The 20,354-nt window shown below is 71.2% G+C and carries 18 protein-coding genes; 9 read left to right on the top strand and 9 right to left on the bottom strand.

Annotation, left to right across the window (positions count from 1 at the left end):
* The 3 genes from STRTUCAR8_RS27685 to STRTUCAR8_RS27675 all read right to left on the bottom strand — a co-directional run.
* On the bottom strand, positions 1-2,014 hold a 2,014-nt coding region (locus STRTUCAR8_RS27685), incomplete at its 3' end, for a sensor histidine kinase (protein WP_006379378.1).
* A 159-nt stretch (positions 2,015-2,173) separates the two neighbouring features.
* On the bottom strand, positions 2,174-2,872 hold the full coding sequence (locus STRTUCAR8_RS27680; protein WP_006379384.1) for a hypothetical protein: 699 nt from the start codon (positions 2,870-2,872) through the stop codon (positions 2,174-2,176).
* A gap of 233 nt (positions 2,873-3,105) precedes the next feature.
* Positions 3,106-4,932, bottom strand: a complete 1,827-nt coding sequence (locus STRTUCAR8_RS27675; RefSeq protein ID WP_006379370.1) for a glycoside hydrolase family 3 protein — start codon at positions 4,930-4,932, stop codon at positions 3,106-3,108.
* A gap of 550 nt (positions 4,933-5,482) precedes the next feature.
* Here STRTUCAR8_RS27675 and STRTUCAR8_RS53510 point away from each other — a divergent pair.
* Both STRTUCAR8_RS53510 and aroA read left to right on the top strand, forming a co-directional pair.
* Complete coding sequence (locus STRTUCAR8_RS53510) at positions 5,483-6,406, top strand: peptidoglycan-binding protein (RefSeq protein WP_006379382.1); 924 nt, start codon at positions 5,483-5,485, stop codon at positions 6,404-6,406.
* A 164-nt stretch (positions 6,407-6,570) separates the two neighbouring features.
* Positions 6,571-7,809, top strand: coding sequence for a 3-phosphoshikimate 1-carboxyvinyltransferase (aroA, locus tag STRTUCAR8_RS27665; protein WP_006379385.1), 1,239 nt, complete (start codon positions 6,571-6,573; stop codon positions 7,807-7,809).
* Here the strand turns inward: aroA and STRTUCAR8_RS27660 are convergent.
* The 3 genes from STRTUCAR8_RS27660 to STRTUCAR8_RS52830 are packed head-to-tail and all read right to left on the bottom strand — an operon-like array spanning position 7,806 to position 12,003.
* A complete protein-coding gene (locus STRTUCAR8_RS27660) occupies positions 7,806-8,606 on the bottom strand; it encodes a sugar phosphate isomerase/epimerase family protein (protein ID WP_006379376.1) in 801 nt (266 codons plus the stop codon). The two genes, aroA and STRTUCAR8_RS27660, sit on opposite strands and share 4 nt — an antisense overlap.
* 9 nt (positions 8,607-8,615) lie before the next feature.
* Entirely contained in the window at positions 8,616-9,563 is a 948-nt protein-coding gene (locus STRTUCAR8_RS27655; RefSeq protein ID WP_006379373.1) for a bifunctional helix-turn-helix transcriptional regulator/GNAT family N-acetyltransferase, read from the bottom strand.
* A gap of 37 nt (positions 9,564-9,600) precedes the next feature.
* Positions 9,601-12,003, bottom strand: a complete 2,403-nt coding sequence (locus tag STRTUCAR8_RS52830; protein ID WP_006379369.1) for an AfsR/SARP family transcriptional regulator — start codon at positions 12,001-12,003, stop codon at positions 9,601-9,603.
* Between the two features lie 364 nt (positions 12,004-12,367).
* Here STRTUCAR8_RS52830 and STRTUCAR8_RS27645 point away from each other — a divergent pair, with 364 nt between their 5' ends.
* The 3 genes from STRTUCAR8_RS27645 to STRTUCAR8_RS27635 all read left to right on the top strand — a co-directional run bounded on the left by STRTUCAR8_RS27645 (position 12,368) and on the right by STRTUCAR8_RS27635 (position 14,287).
* Positions 12,368-12,823 (top strand): hypothetical protein, encoded by a 456-nt coding sequence (locus STRTUCAR8_RS27645; RefSeq protein WP_006379367.1) that lies wholly within the window; start codon positions 12,368-12,370, stop codon positions 12,821-12,823.
* A gap of 187 nt (positions 12,824-13,010) precedes the next feature.
* Positions 13,011-13,394 (top strand): peptidase inhibitor family I36 protein, encoded by a 384-nt coding sequence (locus tag STRTUCAR8_RS27640; RefSeq protein WP_044472987.1) that lies wholly within the window; start codon positions 13,011-13,013, stop codon positions 13,392-13,394.
* The gene (locus STRTUCAR8_RS27635) at positions 13,385-14,287 is read left to right on the top strand and encodes a hypothetical protein (RefSeq protein WP_006379381.1); all 903 of its coding nucleotides are present in this window, start codon (positions 13,385-13,387) and stop codon (positions 14,285-14,287) included. Before STRTUCAR8_RS27640 ends, STRTUCAR8_RS27635 begins: the two co-directional genes overlap by 10 nt.
* Positions 14,288-14,302: 15 nt before the next feature.
* On the opposite strand, the gene STRTUCAR8_RS27630 is transcribed toward STRTUCAR8_RS27635, so the two are convergent.
* Positions 14,303-14,698, bottom strand: coding sequence for a nuclear transport factor 2 family protein (locus STRTUCAR8_RS27630; RefSeq protein ID WP_006379372.1), 396 nt, complete (start codon positions 14,696-14,698; stop codon positions 14,303-14,305).
* A gap of 202 nt (positions 14,699-14,900) precedes the next feature.
* On the opposite strand from STRTUCAR8_RS27630, the gene STRTUCAR8_RS27625 reads away from it, so the two are divergent.
* The gene (locus STRTUCAR8_RS27625; RefSeq protein WP_006379371.1) at positions 14,901-15,155 is read left to right on the top strand and encodes a hypothetical protein; all 255 of its coding nucleotides are present in this window, start codon (positions 14,901-14,903) and stop codon (positions 15,153-15,155) included.
* A 92-nt stretch (positions 15,156-15,247) separates the two neighbouring features.
* Here STRTUCAR8_RS27625 and STRTUCAR8_RS27620 read toward each other — a convergent pair whose 3' ends face one another.
* On the bottom strand, positions 15,248-16,294 hold the full coding sequence (locus STRTUCAR8_RS27620) for a LacI family DNA-binding transcriptional regulator (protein WP_006379380.1): 1,047 nt from the start codon (positions 16,292-16,294) through the stop codon (positions 15,248-15,250).
* Between the two features lie 304 nt (positions 16,295-16,598).
* On the opposite strand from STRTUCAR8_RS27620, the gene STRTUCAR8_RS27615 reads away from it, so the two are divergent.
* From STRTUCAR8_RS27615 to STRTUCAR8_RS27605, 3 genes are read left to right on the top strand one after another with little or no spacing between them, the layout of a single operon-like run.
* Positions 16,599-17,756 (top strand): Gfo/Idh/MocA family protein, encoded by a 1,158-nt coding sequence (locus tag STRTUCAR8_RS27615; RefSeq protein WP_006379377.1) that lies wholly within the window; start codon positions 16,599-16,601, stop codon positions 17,754-17,756.
* The gene (locus tag STRTUCAR8_RS27610; protein ID WP_006379374.1) at positions 17,753-18,910 is read left to right on the top strand and encodes a dihydrodipicolinate synthase family protein; all 1,158 of its coding nucleotides are present in this window, start codon (positions 17,753-17,755) and stop codon (positions 18,908-18,910) included. Before STRTUCAR8_RS27615 ends, STRTUCAR8_RS27610 begins: the two co-directional genes overlap by 4 nt.
* Before the next feature lie 50 nt (positions 18,911-18,960).
* Positions 18,961-19,758 carry a sugar phosphate isomerase/epimerase family protein gene (locus STRTUCAR8_RS27605; protein ID WP_086025812.1) on the top strand — a complete coding sequence of 266 codons (798 nt, stop codon included), beginning with the start codon at positions 18,961-18,963 and terminating at the stop codon, positions 19,756-19,758.
* Between the two features lie 139 nt (positions 19,759-19,897).
* Here STRTUCAR8_RS27605 and STRTUCAR8_RS27600 read toward each other — a convergent pair.
* Positions 19,898-20,354: FAD-dependent monooxygenase (locus STRTUCAR8_RS27600; RefSeq protein ID WP_006379383.1), on the bottom strand; the 457-nt coding region annotated here is incomplete at its 5' end.

Genomic DNA, 20,354 nt, shown 5'->3' with positions numbered 1-20,354 from the left:
CGCCGGGTACCGGCTGCCCGTCGGGGGCCGGCCCACCCGAGATCGGCCGACCGCCCGTCACCGCCCCGCTCAGCCTCGGCTGACCCGCTGAGATCAGCTCCGACGGGACCAGGACGACGACCCGGGTGCCCCCGAACGACGAGGGCCGTAGCTCGACCGTGAGGCCCAGGTTGGCGGCGAGACGGGCCACGACGTACAGGCCGAGACGGGCGTCGTCGGCGCGGGACATCACGTCCATGCGGGGCGGCGCGGCCATCAGCGCGTTCGCCTCGGCGTACTGCTCGGGGTCCATGCCCATGCCCCGGTCCTCGATCTCGATCGCGATCCCGCGCCCCACCTGGGAGGCGGTCACCTCGACCGGGGTCGGCGGCCGGGAGAACGACACCGCGTTCTCCATGAGCTCCGCGAGAAGGTGGACCATCGGGCCGACCGCCCGCTCCGACAGCCAGGTCTCGCCGTCGGTGTCGATCCGGATACGCCGGTAGTCCTGCACCTCGCCCTGGGCGGAGCGCATGATGTCCAGCAGGAGGACGGGCCTGCGCCAGCGCCGCTGCGGTGTGCCGCTGCCGAGGATGACCAGGTTCTCCTCGTAGCGGCGCAGCCGGGCCGCGAGGTGGTCGAGGTCGAAGAGCCCCTCCAGGACCTCGGGGTCCTCGTGCCGCCGCTGCATCTCGCCGAGACGTTTCAGCTGCATGCCGATCAGCAACTGGGTGCGCCGCGCGATGCGTTGCAGCAGTCGCTCGAAGCCCCGGTACAGCTCGATCTCCCGTACGGCCGTCTCCAGGGCCGAGCCGCGCGCCTCGTTGAGGGCCTGGCCGAGCTGTCCGAGTTCGTCGTCGCCGTGGCGGATCTCGGGCAGTTCGGCGTCGGTGTCGACCTTCTCGCCCTTGCGCAGCCGCTCCACGATGTCGGGCAGCCGCTCCTGGAGTTCGAGCGCCTCGGCACGCAGGCCGAAGATCCGGCGGCGCAGCGTTCCGGTCAGCCGCAGCGAGAGGACCAGCATCAGCACCACGGCCGCCACGCTCACCGCGCTGTTGACGATCATGTGGGTCATCAGGCCGTCGAGTTCGTCCTCGGTGGCGGCGACGAGGTCCTCGGAGTACGCGTTACTGGCCCCCAGCAGCTGCGGGGTGATCCCCGTGACGCTCTGCCGCCACTCCTTGCCGAGCGCGGCGGAGACGGCGGTCCGGTCCTCGGCGCCGGTGCCCTCGGCGTTGAGGATGCTCTGCTCGACCGAGGTCTTCCGCTTCCAGTCGGCGCCGGTCAGCACCGCCCGGTAGGTCTCGGCGCGGGTGTCGGAGAGCTGGGGGACGACCTTGTCGCTGTAGATGTGCTGCTGGCTGCCGATCATCTCGGCGATCTGGAAGCGCTGCTCACCGGTGAGTCTGCCGCTCGCCACTCCGGCGGTGATGACCGCGTCCTCGCGCGAGATCATCTCCTGGCCCCACTGCGCGTCGAGCGCCGGCCGGGTGAGGACGGCCGTCTCGCCGAAGCCGACGTTGCTGAAGTCCTCGAACAGCTCCATGCTCGACGCGATCACGTCGGTGTACGCGTCGAACGTCTGCTGCTGGTAGGTCGACCGCCGGTCCACGGAGTCCCGGTAGCCCGGCAGCTTCTTCAGCCCGCGGGTGACTTCCTGGAAGGGCTCGTCGAGCGCGGTCGGGGCGGCGCCGACCGCGACGAGGTTCCGTACGGACCTGTCGGTGAGTTCGCGCTGACGTGTCAGTTCGGTCCGGTCGGCCTTGGGGTCCGCGAGCATCGCCGCGCTGAGCCGCCGCTCCTCCTGGAGGTTGAAGAAGACGGTGACGAGCGGGGTGCCGAAGCGTTTCGCCTCGTCGTTGCGGTCATGAACGGTCCGCCAGTCGCCGTGGAGGTGGGCCGAGTCCATCGCGCCCAGGGCCACCAGGGCCAGACAGGGCACCAGGGCCAGGACGAGGAGCATGGTCCGGACGGACAACTGGCGCTTCGGAGCCCGGTCCTGCGGCTGCTGCGCCGTGCGTGCGTGGAGTGCCACAGAGGTTCCCGGCCTGTGAGTGCTGACGGACTGTCCGAAAAGAAGTGGTCCGCGCCATGACAGGGGGGAGCCTACCGATTCACGAAATCATCACAACAGTTGTTCCGGTGAATGGGAGCGACTCGTTATCGGCCGAGAAGGCCGATGAAATGGAATCCTTCATACCGGTTTCGCGCATCCCACCGGCCGTTCTCCGCCCAACTGCACGTAAAGGGCGGTGGAAGTCGGGCAGTCGAGGCGTTTGGTGACGGCCTCGGTCACCCGGTACTCCGGCTTCTGCTCGCCCTTCCCGTCGCACGCCGTCTCGCGCACCTCGCCGCGCCCGGCGCTGTACACGCAGTCGCCGACGATCGTGCGCGGGCCTCCGCCGCCGCCGGGGTCGCCGGGGTGCGGAGCCTGAAGGTTGCGCATACAGGCGTAGCCCTGGGGGACGGCCCCGTCTCCGTCCTCGTCGGCGGCCGGCCGCTGTTCGCTGATGTGCAGCACGAAGTCGGTGGTCGCCGGGCACGTCGGACCCTCGGTCACCGTGCCGTCGTACCGGGCCACGACCCGGGCCGCCGCGCGCTCGCTGGTACAGGGCACCTCGGTGAAGCTGGTGATGCCGAAGGAGCTGCACTCGTCGACGGAGAGGAAGACGGTGCCGAAGCCGGTGGGCCGGGGCGACGCCGGCCGCTGGCCGACCACCGTGCCCGCGGCGGCCCCGGAGGCACCCGCCGAAGAGCCGCCCACACCCACTGAAGCGCCCACCGCCCCCTTCCCGTCCTCCGCCGAACCGCCCGACGACAGCCGGCACCCGGTCGCCGTGAACACCGCGACCAGCACCAGCAGCGCGAAGGCGACCACCCGCACGCACACCACTGCGCCGGATCCCGCAGACCCCGTAGGACCCACGGGCTCAGCAGGCCCCACGGACCTCCTGGGCCCCATGGATCCCACGGATCGTTTTCCGTACATCGCATCCCCCCGAGTTCCCCCGCCCAGCCTGGCCCGCGACGCCAGGGTCACGCCGGAAGTTCAGCGGATTTGCGCCTATTGGGGGTGGTGCGCCGGTTGTGCGACGTACGCCGCGTACGCCTCCCTGCCTCCCGCTTCTAGTACGACAGTCCGTGACCGATCGGATACAGCACGCTCGTCGGATCGTCCGGGCGCAGCACCGGCACCGGCAGCTTTCCGCGTGGCCGGACCCGACCCGCGATCACCCGCGCGGCGGCCCGGAGTTCGACGTCGGTCCAGGAGTAGGTGGCCAAGTAGGCCTCTACGTCCGGAAGTTGGGCCACGTCGTAGGGGTTGCGGACGGCGACGCACACCACGGGCCGGCCGGTGGCGAGGAGTTGGGCGACCAGGGTCCGCTGGCTGCTCCCGCCGCTCAGGTTGTATGTCCCGACCACCACCGCGTCCGCCTCCCCGGCGGCGGCTACCGCCCGCGCGATGACGGCGGCCGAGGGGGCGGTGCCGGTCGACAACGCGGTGGCGGTGAAGCCCAGTTCGGTGAGGGCGCCGGCCAGCACGGAGGTGGGCGGCCCGGTGGTACCGGACGGCGAGGCGGGATCGGCTCCGACGACGAGCACCCGCTTGTGGGTCACCCGGGAAAGGGGCAGCAGTTTCCGCTCGTTGACGAGGAGGGTGGTGGTCCGCTCGGCGATCCGGTCGGCGGCCTGGAGATGGCCATGGACACCGACGGCCCGGTCGACCCCGGCACGGGTGACGTACGGACGGCTCAGCAGCCCGAGCCGGTTCTTGAGCCGGAGGATACGCAGGACGGACACGTCGAGCCGGGCCTCGGTCAACTCCCCCTGTCGTACTGCCGTCAGGACGGCGTTCCAGGCGATGTCGATCGACGGCGGGTTGAGCAACTGGTCGACCCCGGCCTTCAGGGCGAGCACCGGAACACGGTCGTCGCCGTACTTCTCCCGTACGCCCTGCATGCCCAGCGAGTCGGTGACCACGACCCCGTCGTAACCGAGTTGCCCGCGCAGGATGCCGGTGAGGATCGGGTGGGAGAGCGTGGCGGGGTCGCCGGAGTCGTCGAGGGCCGGGACCATGATGTGCGCGGTCATGATCGAGTCGATGCCGGCACGGATCGCGGCGCGGAAGGGCGGCGCGTCGACGCTGCTCCACTGCTCGCGCGTGTGCTCGATGACGGGGAAGCCGTAGTGGCTGTCGACGGCGGTGTCGCCGTGCCCCGGGAAGTGCTTGGCGGTGGCGGCGACGGAGGACCGCTGGTACCCCATGACCTGCGCGGCGACGAGCCCGGCGACGGCCTTCGGGTCGGCGCCGAACGACCGTACGCCGATCACCGGATTGGCGGGGTTGACGTTCACGTCGGCCACCGGCGCGTAGTCCTGGCGGATACCGAGGGCGCGCAGTTCGGCGCCGCTGATGCGGGCGGCGGTACGCGCGTCGGTGCGGGAGCCGTTCGCGCCGAGGGCCATGGCCCCGGGGAGGAGGGTGGCGGGCCTGCCGACGCGGGCGACGATCCCGTGCTCCTGGTCGGTGGAGATGAGCACCGGCAGACCACGGCTGAGGGAGAGGGAGGCCTTCTGGATGCCGTTGCTGAGGTCGGCGATCTGATGCGGGTCCCGGGTGTTGTGCGCCCAGGAGAAGTAGATGATCCCGCCGACCCGGTACCTGGCGATGAGCTCGGCCGCCGTCCGTACGCCCAGCTCGGCGAGGTTGGCGTCGATGTCGGCCTGGTCGGGCGCGGTGGCGGAGTGCCCGTAGACCCGCATGACGAACAGCTGGCCGACCTTCTCCTCCAGGGTCATCCCGGAGACGATCCGGCGCAGGCGCGCGTCACTGTCGTACGCATGCGCCTCACCGCCGAGGGCGAGCGCTGCGCCGGTGCCGGCGGTCGCGGCGAGGAGGGCGCGTCTGGAAGGGCTGGTAGTGATCCCGTTCTGCTCAGCTGGGTCGCGCACGAAGGCGCTCCTTCCCTCGTGAAGGAAACTTCCGAGAAGTCACGAATAACCGGGAAGTTTCTTCCAGTCAAGGGTGCGCACCATAACGCGAGATGGCCGAATGCCCCGGAAAGGGGGCCGTCACCGGCGCATCGGAGGGGGCGCGCCGGTGACGGCCGGCTGCCGGCCGCGGGCGGTTTGGAGAGGGTGCGTCAGCGTTCGCAGCCAGCAGCGAGGCCGACACCGCGCAGCGGTGACTCATCCGGCAGTCGTGCCGGTTGGACGGGGCGGGACGGGGACGGGTTCCCGGATCGTGGCCGATTCCGCGAAGTCGGTACGGGGGTGGGTGGCGGGGCTGGCGCGGTCCCTGGGGCCGCGCCCGCCGCGCGAGGGAGCCGGAGCGGCATCCGCCTACCCGCACGTCGGTGCTCCGACACGCGGAATCACGTCAACTATCTCCATTTCCAAGCCAGTTGAGGGATGATCCCAACATTGCCCCGCATACCCTCACGGCAGCCGCGCCTGTCGGGGGGACCGGCCAGGGGGGAAGCCGAGACACAGGAGGCGTGGGATGGCCACGAAGTCAGGACCTCAGCGATACCCCGGTGCCAGCCGGGCGAACTGGTACCAGGACGATCACCCGGGCGACCCGATGCAGGTCAACGTCTTCGTCCTGCACACCACCGAGGGGCGCACCCTGCCCACGTACAGCGGTGGCTCGATGGGGCCCAACCTGACGGCGGTGCCGGACCTCCCCGCGAAGAAGCTGAAATGGTACCGGCGCTTCGACGTAGAGACCTCGTCCCGGGCCCTCGCCAACCAGCGCGGCGGCGTCGAGACCAACACACTCAACGTCACCCAGGTCGAACTGGTCGGCACCTGCGACCCCAAGACCCACAAGAGGTGGACGGCGGCGGGCCAGGAGCACATCCACTGGCCCGACGCCCCCGACTGGGCGCTCAGGTCGGTCGCGCGGTTCCTGGCCTGGATGCACGAGGAGCACGGCGTGGCGCTGGCCGGCCCGAAGTCCTGGCCGGCCTACCCGACCTCGTACGGCGACGGCGGCCAGCGGATGTCCTTCACCGAATGGAAGGCGTTCAAGGGCGTGTGCGGCCACATGCACGTCCCGGAGAACGACCACGGCGACCCCGGCGCGATCGACTTCTCCACGCTCCTGAAGTACGCCAAGGCCGAGCTGGACGTGGACGGCTCCGACGACGAGTCCGCCCCGCCGCAGAGCACACCCAAGCCCAAGGTGCCCGCCTACCCGGGCCGCAAGTACTTCAAGGAGGGCGCCGTCAACGCACACGTCCTCAAGCTCGGCAAGCAGCTCGTCAAGCGGGGCTTCGGCGACCACTACAAGGTCGGCCCGAGCCGCAGCTGGGGGGAGACCGACCGGCTCAACGTCCGGGACTTCCAGAAGTCCCGCAAGGAACTGCGCGGCGACGCGGACGGCTACCCGGGCCCGCTGACCTGGCGCCTCCTCTTCGCGTGACCTCCCCCGCGCCCGAAGGGGCGCGGGGAACTGCGCGACAAGCCACGACGGTGCCGCGGCTCACCCACAACCCCTGGCTCCACCTCCGGCGGAAAACGTACCGTTCATGGTCCATTTCGCGGACGTTCCGGCGCCCGGGGCGCGGGGCGGGCGAGCATAGGGGCATGGCCGTCGTAGAGATTCCCGGTTCCAAGTCCATCACCGCGCGCGCCCTCTTCCTCGCCGCGGCAGCCGACGGGGTCACCACCCTCGTACGCCCCCTGCGCTCGGACGACTCGGAGGGCTTCGCCGAGGGCCTGGTCGGCCTCGGCTACCGGGTCGGGCGGACCCCCGGCGCCTGGCAGATCGACGGCCGCCCGCAGGGCCCCGCGGCCACCGAGGCCGACGTCCACTGCCGCGACGGCGCCACGACCGCCCGCTTCCTCCCCACCCTCGTCGCCGCCGGCCACGGCACCTACCGCTTCGACGCCTCCCCCCAGATGCGCCGCCGCCCGCTCGCCCCCCTCACCCGCGCCCTGCGCGACCTGGGCGTGGACCTGCGGCACGAGGAGGCGGAGGGGCACCACCCGCTGACCGTCGAGGCGGCGGGCGTGGAGGGCGGAAACGTCACCCTCGACGCCGGGCAGTCCTCCCAGTACCTCACCGCGCTGCTCCTCCTGGGCCCCCTGACCCGCAAGGGCCTGCGCATCCACGTCACCGACCTCGTCTCGGCCCCCTACGTGGACATCACCATCGCGATGATGCGGGAGTTCGGGGCGGAGGTACGCCAGGACGGCGACGTCTTCGTGGTCCCGCCCGGCGGCTACCGGGCCACCACCTACGCCGTCGAGCCCGATGCCTCCACCGCCAGCTACTTCTTCGCGGCGGCGGCCCTCACCGGCGGCGAGGTGACGGTCCCGGGCCTCGGCACCGGCGCGCTCCAGGGCGACCTGGGCTTCGTCGACGTACTGCGCCGCATGGGCGCCCGGGTGGAGATCGCCGAGGACCGCACGACGGTCACGGGAACCGGTGAACTCCGGGGCCTGACGGTCAACATGCGGGACATCTCCGACACCATGCCCACCCTGGCGGCGCTCGCCCCCTTCGCGTCCGGCCCCGTACGCATCGAGGACGTGGCCAACACGCGCGTGAAGGAGTGCGACCGCCTGGACGCCTGCGCGGAGAACCTCCGGCGGCTGGGGGTACGGGTGGAGACCGGACCCGACTGGATCGAGATCCACCCCGGCGCGGTCCCTGCCCCCGGCACGGACATCAAGTCGTACGGCGACCACCGCATCGTCATGTCCTTCGCGGTGACCGGCCTGCGCACACCCGGGATCACCTTCGACGACCCGGGGTGCGTACGCAAGACGTTCCCCGGGTTCCACGAGGCGTTCGGAGAGCTGAGGCGGGTACTGGGCTAGGCCGACTCGTTGAGCAGCCGGGCGAGGTGCTCGCGGCCGGCGCCCAGCAGGCACTCCAGGGGCTCGGCGGCCTCGTACCACCGCTTCTCGTACTCCCAGCACAGCCAGCCGTCCCAGCTGTGCCGGGTGAGGACCTCGACGCACTCGGCGAGCGGCAGCACGCCGGCGCCCAGTGCGACCGGGGTGGTGTCCTCGGTCGAGGCGATGTCCTTGACCTGCACGTATCCGAGGTGCGGGGCGAGGGCCAGATAGCTGTCGGTCGGCTGCTCGCCGCCGAGCCAGGTGTGCATGACGTCCCACAGCGCGCCCGCCTGGCGGTGACCGACCGGGCCCAGGACGCGGATCGCGTCGGCGCCGGTGCGGTGCGAGTCGTGGGTCTCCAGCAGGATGCGTACGCCGACGTCGGCCGCGTACTCGGCGGCGCGGCCGAGCCTCCGGGCCGCCGTCGCGTCGGCCTCCTCGGGGCTCTGGTCGGTGCCGCCGCCGGGAAAGACGCGAACGAAGGGGGCCCCGAGGTCGCGGGCCAGGTCGAGGAGCGCGCGGAGTTCGGTGAGCACGGGTTGGTCGTCGCCGGGGGCCGCGACCCGCACGTATCCGGCGAGACCGAGGAGTTCGACGCCGGACGCCTTGAACTCGGCGGCCACATCGGCCCGTTCGGCGAGGCCGAGACCGAGGTTGACGGGTTCTTCGGGGTGCGTGCGCAGTTCGACGCCGTGGTAGCCGTGGGTGGTCGCGAGCCGCAGGACCTCGGTGAGGGGGAGACCGGGCACGCCGAGGGTGGAGAACGCCAGTTTCATATGGGGACCCTATCCGTCGCTCCACTTTTCAGTCGTGCCGTGGAGATCCAGTCGCCAGTCCTGGCCGACCAGGTCCCTGCCGAAGGAGCGGTGGGGCTTCTCGGAGGCGAGGACGAAGCCGTGCCGCTGGTAGATACGGCGGGCGGCGCCGAGCACCTCGTTGGTCCACAGGACGAGGTCGCGGTAGCCGACCTCGCGCGCGAAGCCGATGACGGCGCCGACGAGCCGGTCACCGATGCCGAGCCCGCGCGCCTCCGGCTCGACGAGCAGCAGCCGTAGCCTGGCGGTCCCCGGCGCCTCGTCCCGTACGCACATCACGCACCCGACCGGCCGCCCGTCCAGCTCGGCGATCCACACCCGCTCCAGATGCGGGTCGTGATCCTCGGCGAAGTCGGCGACGATACGGGCGACCAGCCCCTCGTAGTCGGTGTTGAAGCCGTACTCGGCCGCGTAGAGCGCCGCGTTGCGCTGCACGATCCAGCCGAGGTCACCGGGGTCGGGCTCGCGCAGCACGACGTCCTCGCGGCGCGGGGGCCGGTTGTCGGAGAGAAGCGAACGGACCGTGCGCAGGGCGTCCACCAGCCGGGGCCGGTCGGCGGCGGGCACACCGGCGAGCAGCGAGGAGATGGCCTCCGCGGACCGCTCGTTCAACAGCCCGGCGGTCTCCCGCCCCGCCCCGGTGAGCGTGACCCGGCGGCGCCGGGGATCCCGCTCGGAGGGCGCCCGCTCGATCAGCCCGTCCTGCTCGAACTTGTTGAGGATACGGCTCAAGTACCCGGCATCCAGGCGGAGTTCGGCACGGAGATCGGCGGCGTCGGTACGGGCGGAGTGAGCCAGCTCGTAGAGGACACGGGCCTCGGTGAGGGTGTAGGGGGCGTGGAGGTGGGTGCTGTGGTCGAGGGCGCCGATGACGTTCGTGTAGAAGCGGTTGAAGGAACGGATGTCCTGAACGGTCATGGCGTACCTCGGTTTTGGGCACGGATGGTTGACTCGGTCAGAGATGCCCTTCGAGGGTAGGCCGCGCCCGGCCCGCCGTCCACGGGGCCGCCTCCGTCCCGCGCACCCGTGACGCCACGCGTGCGTGCGCGAACTCCAGTTCGTACGCCTGCTGGTGCAGACCGAGACGTGCGGCCAGTGCCACCACAGCCGACAGCGTCGCCGACTCGGCCCGCAGCCACGCGTACGGCGCGTTCGGCAGGCGGGCCGTGAACGCCGCGTCGGGGCCGTTCGCGGCCGCCCCCGGAGTGTGCCGCGCATGTTCGACGGGCGCGCCTGCGTCGAGCCGGCGGATGAGCGTCAGCCAGGCGCGCACCAGCCGTGACAGGGCGGCCAGCTGCTCCTCCGGGGTTTCCTCGTGGTCGGCGCACTCAAGGGCGTACAGCCGCACGAGATCGTGGAAGCGGTAACGCACCTGGCCGCTGGAGTCCACTTTCCCCGACTCCAGCAGATGCGCGTCCGCCAGCCGGTCGACCAGGCGCTGTGCCTCGGGTACGGAGGCCGCCACCAGCGGAGCGGCCACCCAGGGGGCGAAGTCCGGGGACTCCAGCATCCCGAGCCGCCGGAAGACCTGGCGCTGCGGCTCGGGCAGGGACCGGTAACAGGACTCGATGCCGGCCCGTACGTCGAGGTCGCCGCAGGCCAGCTCGTCCAGCCGGGCGTCCTCGTCGGCCAGCCGGTCCGCCAGCACACGCAACGGCCACTGGCTGCGGGCGCCCAGCCGGGACGCCACGGCCCGCACCGCGAGCGGCAGCCCGCCGGACAGCCGGGCCAGCGCCGCCGCCGCCTCGGGTTCGGCTCCCGTCCGGCCGGGACCCGCGAGCCGTCCGAGGAGGGCGGCGGTCTGGTCGGGACCCAGCACGTCCAGACCCAGCCGCTCGGCCTCCGCCAGACCCGGCAGCGCCCGTCGGCCACTGATCAGGACGACACTGCCGCGGCCCGCCCCCGGCAGCAGAGACCGCACCTGCCCTTCGTCGGCGGCGTCGTCCAGGACCACCAGCATCCGCCGGTCGGCGGCCAGGGTGCGGAACGCGGCGGCCCGCTCGGACAGGGATCCCGGCAAATACCCGGCCGTGTAACCGGGTTCCCCCTTGGGGGTGCACCCGGCTCGGTGGGAGTACGGCTGGGCGGGCAGAGGCCCTGCTCCCGGGCCCAGCGCGCGCAGGAACCCCGCGAGAACGTCCGACGGGTCGGCGGCCCGGGCGGGATCGCCGCCACCCAGATCGGCGTACAACTGCCCGTCGGGGAACATCGAGGCCAGCCGGTGCGCGACGTGCAGGACGAGTGCCGTCTTGCCGACCCCGGGCATGCCGTGCACGACACAGACACGGGTGCGCTCCCCGCCGCCGCGCAGCAACGCCTCCAGCCGTGCGGTCTCGGCGGATCGGCCGGTCAAGTGCTCTGGTGAACAGGGGAGTTGGGCCGGCGGGCGAGGTGGGAACGGGCTCGACGGCAGGCTCGGGGCCAGGGCAGGACGGGCTGCCCGCGGGGCTTCGGGCACGGCTTCCGGCGAGGCCTGCGCGGCTGCCTTCCGCTGCTGTGCCCGCCCGGTCCGTGCCTCCGCTTCCGACTCCTGTGACTGCCCGGCCTGCGCGTCTGCTTTCCGCCGCAGTGCCTGCCTGGCCCGCCGTTCGTGTCGCTGCTCGCCGCCGAGCACCGGCGACCCGCAGTCGGCCAGCAGACGTGCGTGCACCTCCCGCAGTTCGCGACCGGGTTCGATGCCCAGTTCGGTACGCAGACGCCAGTCGCCGTCCCGGTACACACGCAGCGCGTCCGCCCGGCGTCCGCAGCGGTCCAGAGCCCGCATGAGGAGGGCCCGGGGCCGTTCCCGTAACGGCTGCTCGGCGACCAGCCGGGTCAGCTCGCCGACGATCTCGGCCCCACCGCCGAGGGTGAGGCGCGACTCCAGTGCGTGTTCCGAGGTGGCCAGCCGAACCTCCTCGAGCCGGTCGGCCTCCGCCTGGAGGGCCGGGCTCGTGGGACTGCCGAGCGCGGGGCCCCGCCACAGTCCGAGGGCGCTCTCGAAGGCTTCCACCGCGGCCCGCCGCTCGCCCAGTGCCGTCGCCGCGCGGCCGCGCTCCACCAGGGCCAGGAAACGCCGGAGGTCCAACTGCCCCTCCTCGGCCTGGAACTGGTAGCCACGGGGCCGGGTCACTATCGTCTCCGGCCCGCCCGACCGGCGCAGCGCCCGTCTGAGCCGTACGACGTACCCCTGCACCAACTTGGCGGCCGACGACGGGGGGTCGTTGCCCCAGATGGCGTCGACGAGCCTGTCGACCGACACCAGACGCCCCGCGTCCACGAGCCCCGCGGTGAGCAGCGCGGTCGGTTTCCGGGGTAACGGCGGCAGCATTCTGCCCTGGCACCAGACCTCGACCGGCCCGAGCACACGGAACTCCAACACTCTTCCCCCAGGGTTTCCGTTCCGCGACCCGCGAGCCGAGCCGCGGGACACCCCCCACCCGAGTTCTCGGTGCCCACGATGCCCTGCGCTACTCGCGTGGCGCCATATGCGTACCGGGTATATGACCGGAACGGTTCGTTCCGGGCGCCTGGTCGGGCGGTCCGAGCCGGAACTGAACCGGAACTCGACCGGGACTGAACCCGGACTGCGCGAGGACTGCGCGAGGACTGCGCGAGGACTGAGCGGGGACTGCACCGCGGTGGCCCAGGGTGAGGTTCTCGGGGCACCGCACAGCACCTGGTACGGAGCTCCGCACGTCAACGGGCCGGACCAGCCCGTGGGTTCACACAACGGAGGAAGAATGGCCATCACTCGATCAGGCTCGAAGACAGGCATCCGCAGCAGGTTCGCCGCAGCACTCGGCGTGGCCGCCCTGGCCGCGACAGCCGGCGCGGTCTTCGCGACCCCTGCCGCCGCGAGCACCAACTGTGCTTCCGGCTACCACTGCGTGATGTGGAGCGGCCTGGGCTCGGCGAAGCACTCGTACTTCAACAGTGACACCAACTTCGCCGGCGACACGTTCAACGAGTACAACGTCAACGGCGCCGGTCAGGGCTCCAGCGTGAACGACAACACCCTGTCGGCCAGCAACAGTTCCACCGGCGGCTACGAGAGCCACTTCTACCGCAACAGCGGCTACAACGGCTTCCTCTTCTGCGTGAACCCCGGCAGCGAGGTCGACGGGCTGCCGAGCAGCCAGGCCAACCTGGCCAGTTCGCTGCAGCTCAGGGGCACGACGAGCATCAGCTGCTACTGACCGTCGACAGCGGGCCGGCGGCTCTGTCGAGAGCCGCCGGCCTGACGTCATGGCACGAGAACGACGTGCACGAAGAGGTGAGGAAGAGGTGGACGGGGTGGCAGGGGTGGACGGGGTGGAAGAGATGACAGCGGTGGCAGCAGTGACAGCAGTGACAGCAGTGACAGCGGTGAAGCGCAGGAGGTCAGTGGCGGTCGGGGTCTCGCTCGTCAGCACGGCGGCACTGGGCCTCGCCGGACTCGCCACGGCTCCAGCAGTGGCCGCCTCCGGCTGCGGCGCGGGACACGTCTGCGTCTACAACGCATCCGGCAGCGTGCACTCGTACTTCAGCAGCGACCCCGATCTCGCGAACGACCTCTACGCCGACGGTTCGGTGGTCAAGAACAACGTCGCGTCCGTGACCAACTCCAGCAGCGGCGGCTACGAGAGCCACTTCTACCGGAACAGCAACTACAACGGCTTCCAGTTCTGCGTGAACCCCGGCAGCGAGGTCGACAACCTGCCGAGCGGCACCGGCAATCGGGTCGGCTCCCTTCTGCTGCGGACGGGGACATCGGTCTCGTGCTACTGACACCGTCGGGCCGCCGATCCCGGTACGCGGCCGTACTCGCACTCACTCTCGCCCTCGTGGCCGGCGTCACCGCCTGGGCGTTCACCGACCGCTCCCCGGCAGCCGCGCCCCCGGCCGGCCGTGCGACGACGTCCCCGGCCGAGCTGAGTGAGCGCCTGCCGTTCTACGCACTGCTCCAGGACCGCGAGGGAACACAGCGGAACATCGTCCTGGCCCAGCGGAAGCTCACCGTCGCGTGCATGGCGAAACGCGGGTTCACCTACAGGCCGGTCGCGATGGTGAGCGCGGCGGCGACGGCCGGCGAGCACGCGACGCCCTTCGGCCCGGAGTCCCTCGCGGACCTGACCCCCGCCGAGCCGCAGGCACCCCCGTCGGAAAAACCCGAGAGCCAGGCGTTCACCCGTGCGCTCTTCGGTGACTCCGAGAACCGGATCTCCGCCAAGGGCAAGCTGGTGACGGTCACCCGGCCCGCCGACGGCTGCCAGGCCGAGGCCGAGAAGCACCTGCTCGGGGACCAGCGTGTGCGCTGGCTGGAACTGCGGATCCAGCTCGGAGAGGGGGACAAGGAGGCCCGGCAGCAGCTGGAGAAGGACCCGGCGTTCCGTGCCGCCAACGCCCGCTGGAGCACGTGCATGCGAGCCGCCGGCTCCGACGCGAAGGATCCGACGAGCCTGCTGTACGGCCTGCCCAGGGGCACCGATCTCGCGAAGAGCCCCGCCGTGCGGGCGGACGTGCGCTGCAAGGACGAGACGGACTACCTGAGCACCGCGTACACCAGGCTCCGCGCGGTCCAGCAGACCTGGCTGAACCGGCACACCGAGGCGCTCACCGCCTGGAACGCACTCCAGCGCAGCCAGGGCGAGATCGCCGGGGAGGTGCTCGGCCTGAGGTGAGGGCGCCGGCCGGTCTCAGGCCCAGAACTCGTTGCTGCGGTCGATGTCCTCGACGCACTCGTCGAGGTCGGTGATCTTGTCGCCGATGATCCGGAACACGATGCCGCCGGACTCGTCGATCCGCCGGCCCTGGCGCTCGGCGGTGAACCGGTGCACGGACACCACATGTCCCCGGCCGTCGACAAGGACGTTCAGCGGCGCGACCCGCACGGTCCCGTCCGTCTCCTCGCCGAGCCGCCGGTACATGTCGATGATCGCGTCCTGCCCTTTGAAGTCCCCGGACAGGGAGTGGCTGCCGGGGACGTGGTGCGTGGCGTCCGCCGCCAGCAGGGTGCGCATGGTCTCCATGTCACCGCGCGAGAAGGCGTCGTAGCCCTTGCGTACGAGGGTTGCGTGCGGGTGCTCAGTCATGATGATCGCCACCTTTCGGGGGTGCGGGCGATGTCCGACCGACGGGGCCCATTGTCCTCGGGTTCGGGGCGGCGCGCAGGTCAGGGGAAGGGCTTTAGCCGCGGTTTGTTGACGAGGGCCGACGGCCCCTGGGACTACTTCGAGTACGACAACCGGCCATCGTCAACCGACAAGCGGCCGGTCACGAGAACGGTCTTCATCGATGACGTACCTGCAGATCGCACTGGGCTTCACGGAGTTCCTCTGCGCGGGGGCCGCGTACTGGCAGCTGCGCGGCCGCAGGGATCCGCTGTTCGTCCCCTTCGCCGCGGTCGTGGCAGCGGCGGGCGTCGCCGTGCCGCTGCTGTTCCCCCTCGGGCATCCCACCTGGTTCTCACTGTCGCTCCAGGCGCTCGCCGTGACCGCACTGCTCCTGATCGCCGCGACAGCTCACAGGCGACCGGACGTGCGCGTCTGAGGACGTCGACCCGGCAGCCTCCGGCGCGCGCCGCACAGGCGAAAGGCGGCCCCGAAGCCCCCGAAGCCGCCGCCCGGCCACACCGCACCCACCTACCGGCGAGGCACCCCCGAAGACCCCCGAACCATCAGCTCCCCCCGAACCGTCGCGATCCCCCCGGGCGGCGGCTCCTCGCGCCCCATGGCGATCCGCCCCGCCCGGGCCCCCGCCTCCGACAACGGCAACCGCACCGTCGTCAGCGAAGGCACCGCGTCCACACTGAACGGCAGATCGTCGAACCCGGCGACCGACACGTCGTCCGGAATCCGCCGCCCCGACTCCCGCAGCGCCGCGCACGCCCCGATCGCGACGGAGTCGTTCGCCGCGACCACGGCCGTCAGCGAAGGGTCCCGGCGGAGCAGCTCCAGCGTGGCCTCGTACCCCGACCGCCGGTCGTACCGCCCGTAGACGGTCCACCGGGGATCCTCCTCGATCCCGTGGACCACCAGTGCCGCCCGGTGTCCCTCCAGCCGGTGCCGGGTCGTCGTCCGTTCCTCCGGGCCCGCGATGTACCCCAGCCGCCGGTGCCCGAGCCCGATCAGATGCTCGGTCAGCTCCTGGCCGCCCCCGCGGTTGTCGAAGGTCAGCGCGATCGCCGAGGTGTCCGGCGCCGGCGGGCGCCCGCACAGCACCACCCTCGTCCCCGCGTCCGCGAGCCGCCGCAGCTTCGCCGACACGGCCGCGAGGTGCGGCTCGTTCTCCACCGCGCCCCCGGTCAGTACGACCGCCGCCGCGCGCTGGCGCTGCAGCAGGGTGAGGTACGTCAGCTCGCGCTCGGGAGAGCCGCCCGTGTTGCACACGACCGCCAGCCGTTCGCCGCCCGCGCGCCCGCCCGGGCCCGAGACCTCCGACTGGATCGCGCTCGCCATGATCCCGAAGAAGGGGTCGGCGATGTCGTTGACGAGAATCCCGACCAGGTCGGAGGTGGCCGCCGCGAGCGCGCTCGCGGGGCCGTTGAGCACGTAGTCCAGGTCGTCCACGGCACGCAGCACCCGCTCGCGGGTCGTCGCGGCCACGGGATAGTTCCCGTTCAGTACGCGCGACACCGTCGCGGGCGAGACCTGCGCGCGGGCCGCCACGTCCGCCAGGGTCACCGTCATCTCGTCGTCCTCCGGTCGCGCATCGTGTCGTCTGTCGCGTTGCTGTAAGTTGTCGTATTTTGCGTCTTCAGGTCCATACCGATGCCGACACTATGACCTTCGGCCCCCGCCGTTCGCCCCCTCGAACAATTCGGCGTCTCTGTGCTCTTGTCCAGACCGCTGCACAGAGGCTAGCTTCTCCCTAGATAGAAAGCGCTTGCTGTAACGCTTGCCAGTAGGGCTGCCGGGGGCTGCTCTCCAACCGGGCGTACGCGGCGCGTACACCGCGTACCCCGCCCCCTGTGGCACCTACGAAGGGAAAGACGTGACACGCAAGACGGTGCGTATCGCCATGAACGGCGTGACCGGGCGCATGGGCTACCGCCAGCACCTGGTCCGCTCGATCCTCGCTCTGCGCGAGCAGGGCGGTCTCGACCTCGGTGACGGTACCGTGCTGTGGCCGGAACCGATCCTGCTCGGCCGCCGTGAGCACGCGCTGAAGGCGCTCGCCGAGCAGCACGGCCTGGACCCGCGGAACGTCTCCACGAACGTGGACGAGGTCCTCGCCGACCCGACCGTCGACATCTACTTCGACGCGCAGGTCACCTCCGCGCGCGAGGAGTCGATCCGCAAGGCGATCGCGGCGGGCAAGCACATCTACACGGAGAAGCCCACCGCCACCGGCCTCGACGGCGCCCTGGAGCTGGCCCGCCTCGCGAACGCGGCCGGTGTCCGCCACGGCGTCGTCCAGGACAAGCTGTTCCTCCCGGGCCTGCTGAAGCTCAAGCGCCTCATCGACGGCGGCTTCTTCGGCCGCATCCTCTCCGTCCGGGGCGAGTTCGGCTACTGGGTCTTCGAGGGCGACTGGCAGAGCGCCCAGCGGCCGAGCTGGAACTATCGCGCCGAGGACGGCGGTGGCATCGTTGTCGACATGTTCCCGCACTGGGAGTACGTGCTGCACGAGCTGTTCGGCCGCGTGAAGACCGTCCAGGCCCTCACCGCCACCCACATCCCGCAGCGCTGGGACGAGAACGGCAAGCCGTACGACGCCACCGCCGACGACGCCGCCTACGGCATCTTCGAGCTGGAGGGCGGCGCCATCGCCCAGTTCAACTCGTCCTGGACCGTCCGGGTCAACCGCGACGAACTGGTGGAGTTCCAGGTCGACGGCACCGAGGGCTCGGCCGTCGCCGGTCTGCGCAACTGCCGCGTGCAGCACCGCAGTTCGACGCCGAAGCCGGTCTGGAACCCGGACATCCCGGCGACCTACTCCTTCCGCGACCAGTGGCAGGAGATCCCGGACAACACCGAGTTCGACAACGGCTTCAAGGCGCAGTGGGAGCTGTTCCTGAAGCACGTCTACGCCGACGCGCCCTACCAGTGGGACCTGCTGGCCGGCGCCCGCGGTGTCCAGCTCGCCGAACTGGGCCTGAAGTCCTCGGCGGAGGGCGTCCGTCTCGACGTACCGGAGATCTCGCTGTGACCATCCAACTCCCGGACACCACAGGGTTGTTGCAGGCTTACGAGCCTCGCGCGACCCCTCTCGCCGTCGCCCCCGGCATCCCCTTCACCTCCCGTACGGTCTACTCGGCGGCCCATGTCGTCGCCGACCCGTACGCGGACGTGTCGCCCGACTCTCCGGCGGTCGTCGACTGGGACGCGACCCTCGCCTTCCGTCGCCATCTGTGGTCCCACGGGCTCGGCGTGGCCGAGGCCATGGACACCGCCCAGCGCGGCATGGGCCTGGACTGGGCCGGCGCGGCGGAACTGATCCGCCGGTCGGCCGCCGAGGCCAGGTCGGAGGGCGGCCTCATCGCCTGCGGGGTCGGCACCGACCAACTCACCGCACCCGGCGCCTCCTTGGCGGACATCCGCAAGGCGTACGAGGAGCAGCTCGCCCTCGTCGAGGAAGCGGGCGCCAAGACGATCCTGATGGCGTCCCGCGCTCTCGCCGCCGCCGCGCAGGGCCCCGAGGACTACCTCGACCTCTACGGCCACCTGCTGCGCCAGTCCGCCGAGCCGGTGATCCTGCACTGGCTCGGCCCGATGTTCGACCCGGCGCTGGAGGGCTACTGGGGGTCGAGCGACCTCGACGCGGCCACCGAGACCTTCCTCGACGTCATCGCCGCCCACCCCGACAAGGTCGACGGCATCAAGGTGTCCCTCCTCGACGCCCAGCGCGAGATCGACATCCGCCGCCGTCTCCCGCAGGGCGTGCGCTGCTACACGGGCGACGACTTCAACTACCCCGAGCTGATCGCGGGCGACGAGCAGGGCTTCAGCCACGCCCTCCTCGGCATCTTCGACCCGCTCGGCCCGCTGGCCGCGCAGGCGGTACGCGTCCTCGACACCGGCAACACGGACGGTTTCCGCGAACTCCTCGACCCCACGGTCGAGTTGTCCCGCCATCTCTTCCAGACGCCCACCCGCTTCTACAAGACGGGCGTGGTGTTCCTGGCGTGGCTGGCCGGTCACCAGTCGCACTTCACCATGGTCGGCGGGCTGCAGTCGGCCCGCTCCCTCCCGCACTTCGCCCGCGCCTACCGACTCGCCGACGGACTGGGCTTGTTCCCGGACCCGAAGCTCGCGGAGGAGCGGATGAAGAACCTGCTGTCCCTGTACGGAGTGGCCCAGTGAGCCCATCGACCGGCGGCACCGCCGATCTCTCGCGCTTCAGCATCAACCAGATGACGGTCAAGCAGCTCAGCCTGCCCGAACTGGTCGACGGCTGCCTGGAGTTGGGCATCCCCGGGGTCGGCCTCTGGCGTGCTCCGGTCCAGGAGTACGGCGTCGAGGCGACGGCGAAACTGCTCCGCGACGCGGGCCTCGCCGTCACCACCCTCTGCCGGGGCGGCTTCTTCACCGCGATCGGCCCGGCGGAGCGCGCGGAGGCCCTGGCCGACAACCGCCGGGCGATCGACGAGGCGGCCACGCTCGGCACGGACACCCTCGTCCTGGTGTCGGGCGGACTGCCTGCCGGTTCGAAGGACCTCCGCGGCGCCCGGGAGCGCATCGCCGACGCGCTCACCGAGCTGGGCCCGTACGCCGAGAAGAACGGCGTACGGCTGGCCATCGAGCCGCTCCACCCCATGTACGCGTCCGACCGCTGCGTGGTCTCGACGCTCACCCAGGCCCTCGACCTGGCGGAGCGGTTCCCCGCCCACCAGGTCGGCGTCGCGGTGGACACGTACCACATCTGGTGGGACGACAACGCGCCCGCGCAGATCGCCCGCGCCGGTGCCGAGGGCCGTATCCACACCTTCCAACTCGCCGACTGGACAACCCCGTTGCCGGAGGGTGTCCTCAACGGCCGTGGTCAGATCGGTGACGGTTCGATCGACATGCGGGAGTGGCGCGGATACGTCGAGGCCGCCGGTTACACCGGTCCCATCGAGGTCGAGCTGTTCAACGACACGCTCTGGGCCAGGGACGGGCGCGAGCTGCTCGCGGAGACGGCGGCACGATTCGTGGAGCACGCGGCGTAGGGACCGAGAAAAATATCCGTCCCGCGTACAACCCTCCCCCTACCTTGCCGGTCGTACTTGTCATCAGGGCTTCTGGAGGGGGATCCGGGGGGATCAGCGGGGGGTTCTGATGCTGGAGGGGAAGACAGAGGGGGTCCCGTCAGTCGAGAGGGAAACCCGTGTACCCCTCGGCGAGGTCGGTCTCCGCCGAGGGGGCGCCGGCGATGCGTTCCAGCCGGGCCAGCTGGAGCCGGTCCTCGAAGGGAGTGGCGTCCGGGGTCCGGTGCAGGAGGGTCGTCATGTCGTACGAGAACCGCTCGGCCTGCCAGACGCGGCGCAGACAGGTCTCGGAGTAGGCGTCGAGCAGTTCCGCCGACCCGGTCTCCTTCTCGTGCGTCAGTGCGCGCGCGAAGGTCACGACGTCACCGACGGCGAGGTTGAGCCCCTTGGCACCGGTGGGCGGCACGATGTGCGCGGCGTCCCCGGCCAGGAACAGGCGTCCGTGGCGCATCGGCTCGTGGACGTAACTCCGCATCGGTGTCACGGACTTCTGGGTGATGGGCCCCCGGTCGAGCTTCCAGCCGTCGGCGGTCTCGAAGCGGCGTTCCAGCTCGTCC

Origin of the sequence: Streptomyces turgidiscabies Car8 (assembly GCF_000331005.1) — a bacterium.
Classification (GTDB): Bacteria; Actinomycetota; Actinomycetes; order Streptomycetales; family Streptomycetaceae; genus Streptomyces; species Streptomyces turgidiscabies.
Note: the sequence above shows the minus strand (reverse complement) of the source record. Positions and strands in the feature narration are given on the sequence as shown.

Excerpts from the sequence above, each read along its gene's own strand:
- STRTUCAR8_RS53510 (WP_006379382.1), top strand. The coding sequence starts at position 5,483 with ATGGCCACGAAGTCAGGACCTCAGCGATACCCCGGTGCCAGCCGGGCG.
- aroA (WP_006379385.1), top strand. The coding sequence starts at position 6,571 with ATGGCCGTCGTAGAGATTCCCGGTTCCAAGTCCATCACCGCGCGCGCC.
- STRTUCAR8_RS27660 (WP_006379376.1), bottom strand. The coding sequence starts at position 8,606 with ATGAAACTGGCGTTCTCCACCCTCGGCGTGCCCGGTCTCCCCCTCACC.
- STRTUCAR8_RS27655 (WP_006379373.1), bottom strand. The coding sequence starts at position 9,563 with ATGACCGTTCAGGACATCCGTTCCTTCAACCGCTTCTACACGAACGTC.
- STRTUCAR8_RS27645 (WP_006379367.1), top strand. The coding sequence starts at position 12,368 with ATGGCCATCACTCGATCAGGCTCGAAGACAGGCATCCGCAGCAGGTTC.
- STRTUCAR8_RS27630 (WP_006379372.1), bottom strand. The coding sequence starts at position 14,698 with ATGACTGAGCACCCGCACGCAACCCTCGTACGCAAGGGCTACGACGCC.
- STRTUCAR8_RS27625 (WP_006379371.1), top strand. The coding sequence starts at position 14,901 with ATGACGTACCTGCAGATCGCACTGGGCTTCACGGAGTTCCTCTGCGCG.
- STRTUCAR8_RS27620 (WP_006379380.1), bottom strand. The coding sequence starts at position 16,294 with ATGACGGTGACCCTGGCGGACGTGGCGGCCCGCGCGCAGGTCTCGCCC.
- STRTUCAR8_RS27605 (WP_086025812.1), top strand. The coding sequence starts at position 18,961 with ATGACGGTCAAGCAGCTCAGCCTGCCCGAACTGGTCGACGGCTGCCTG.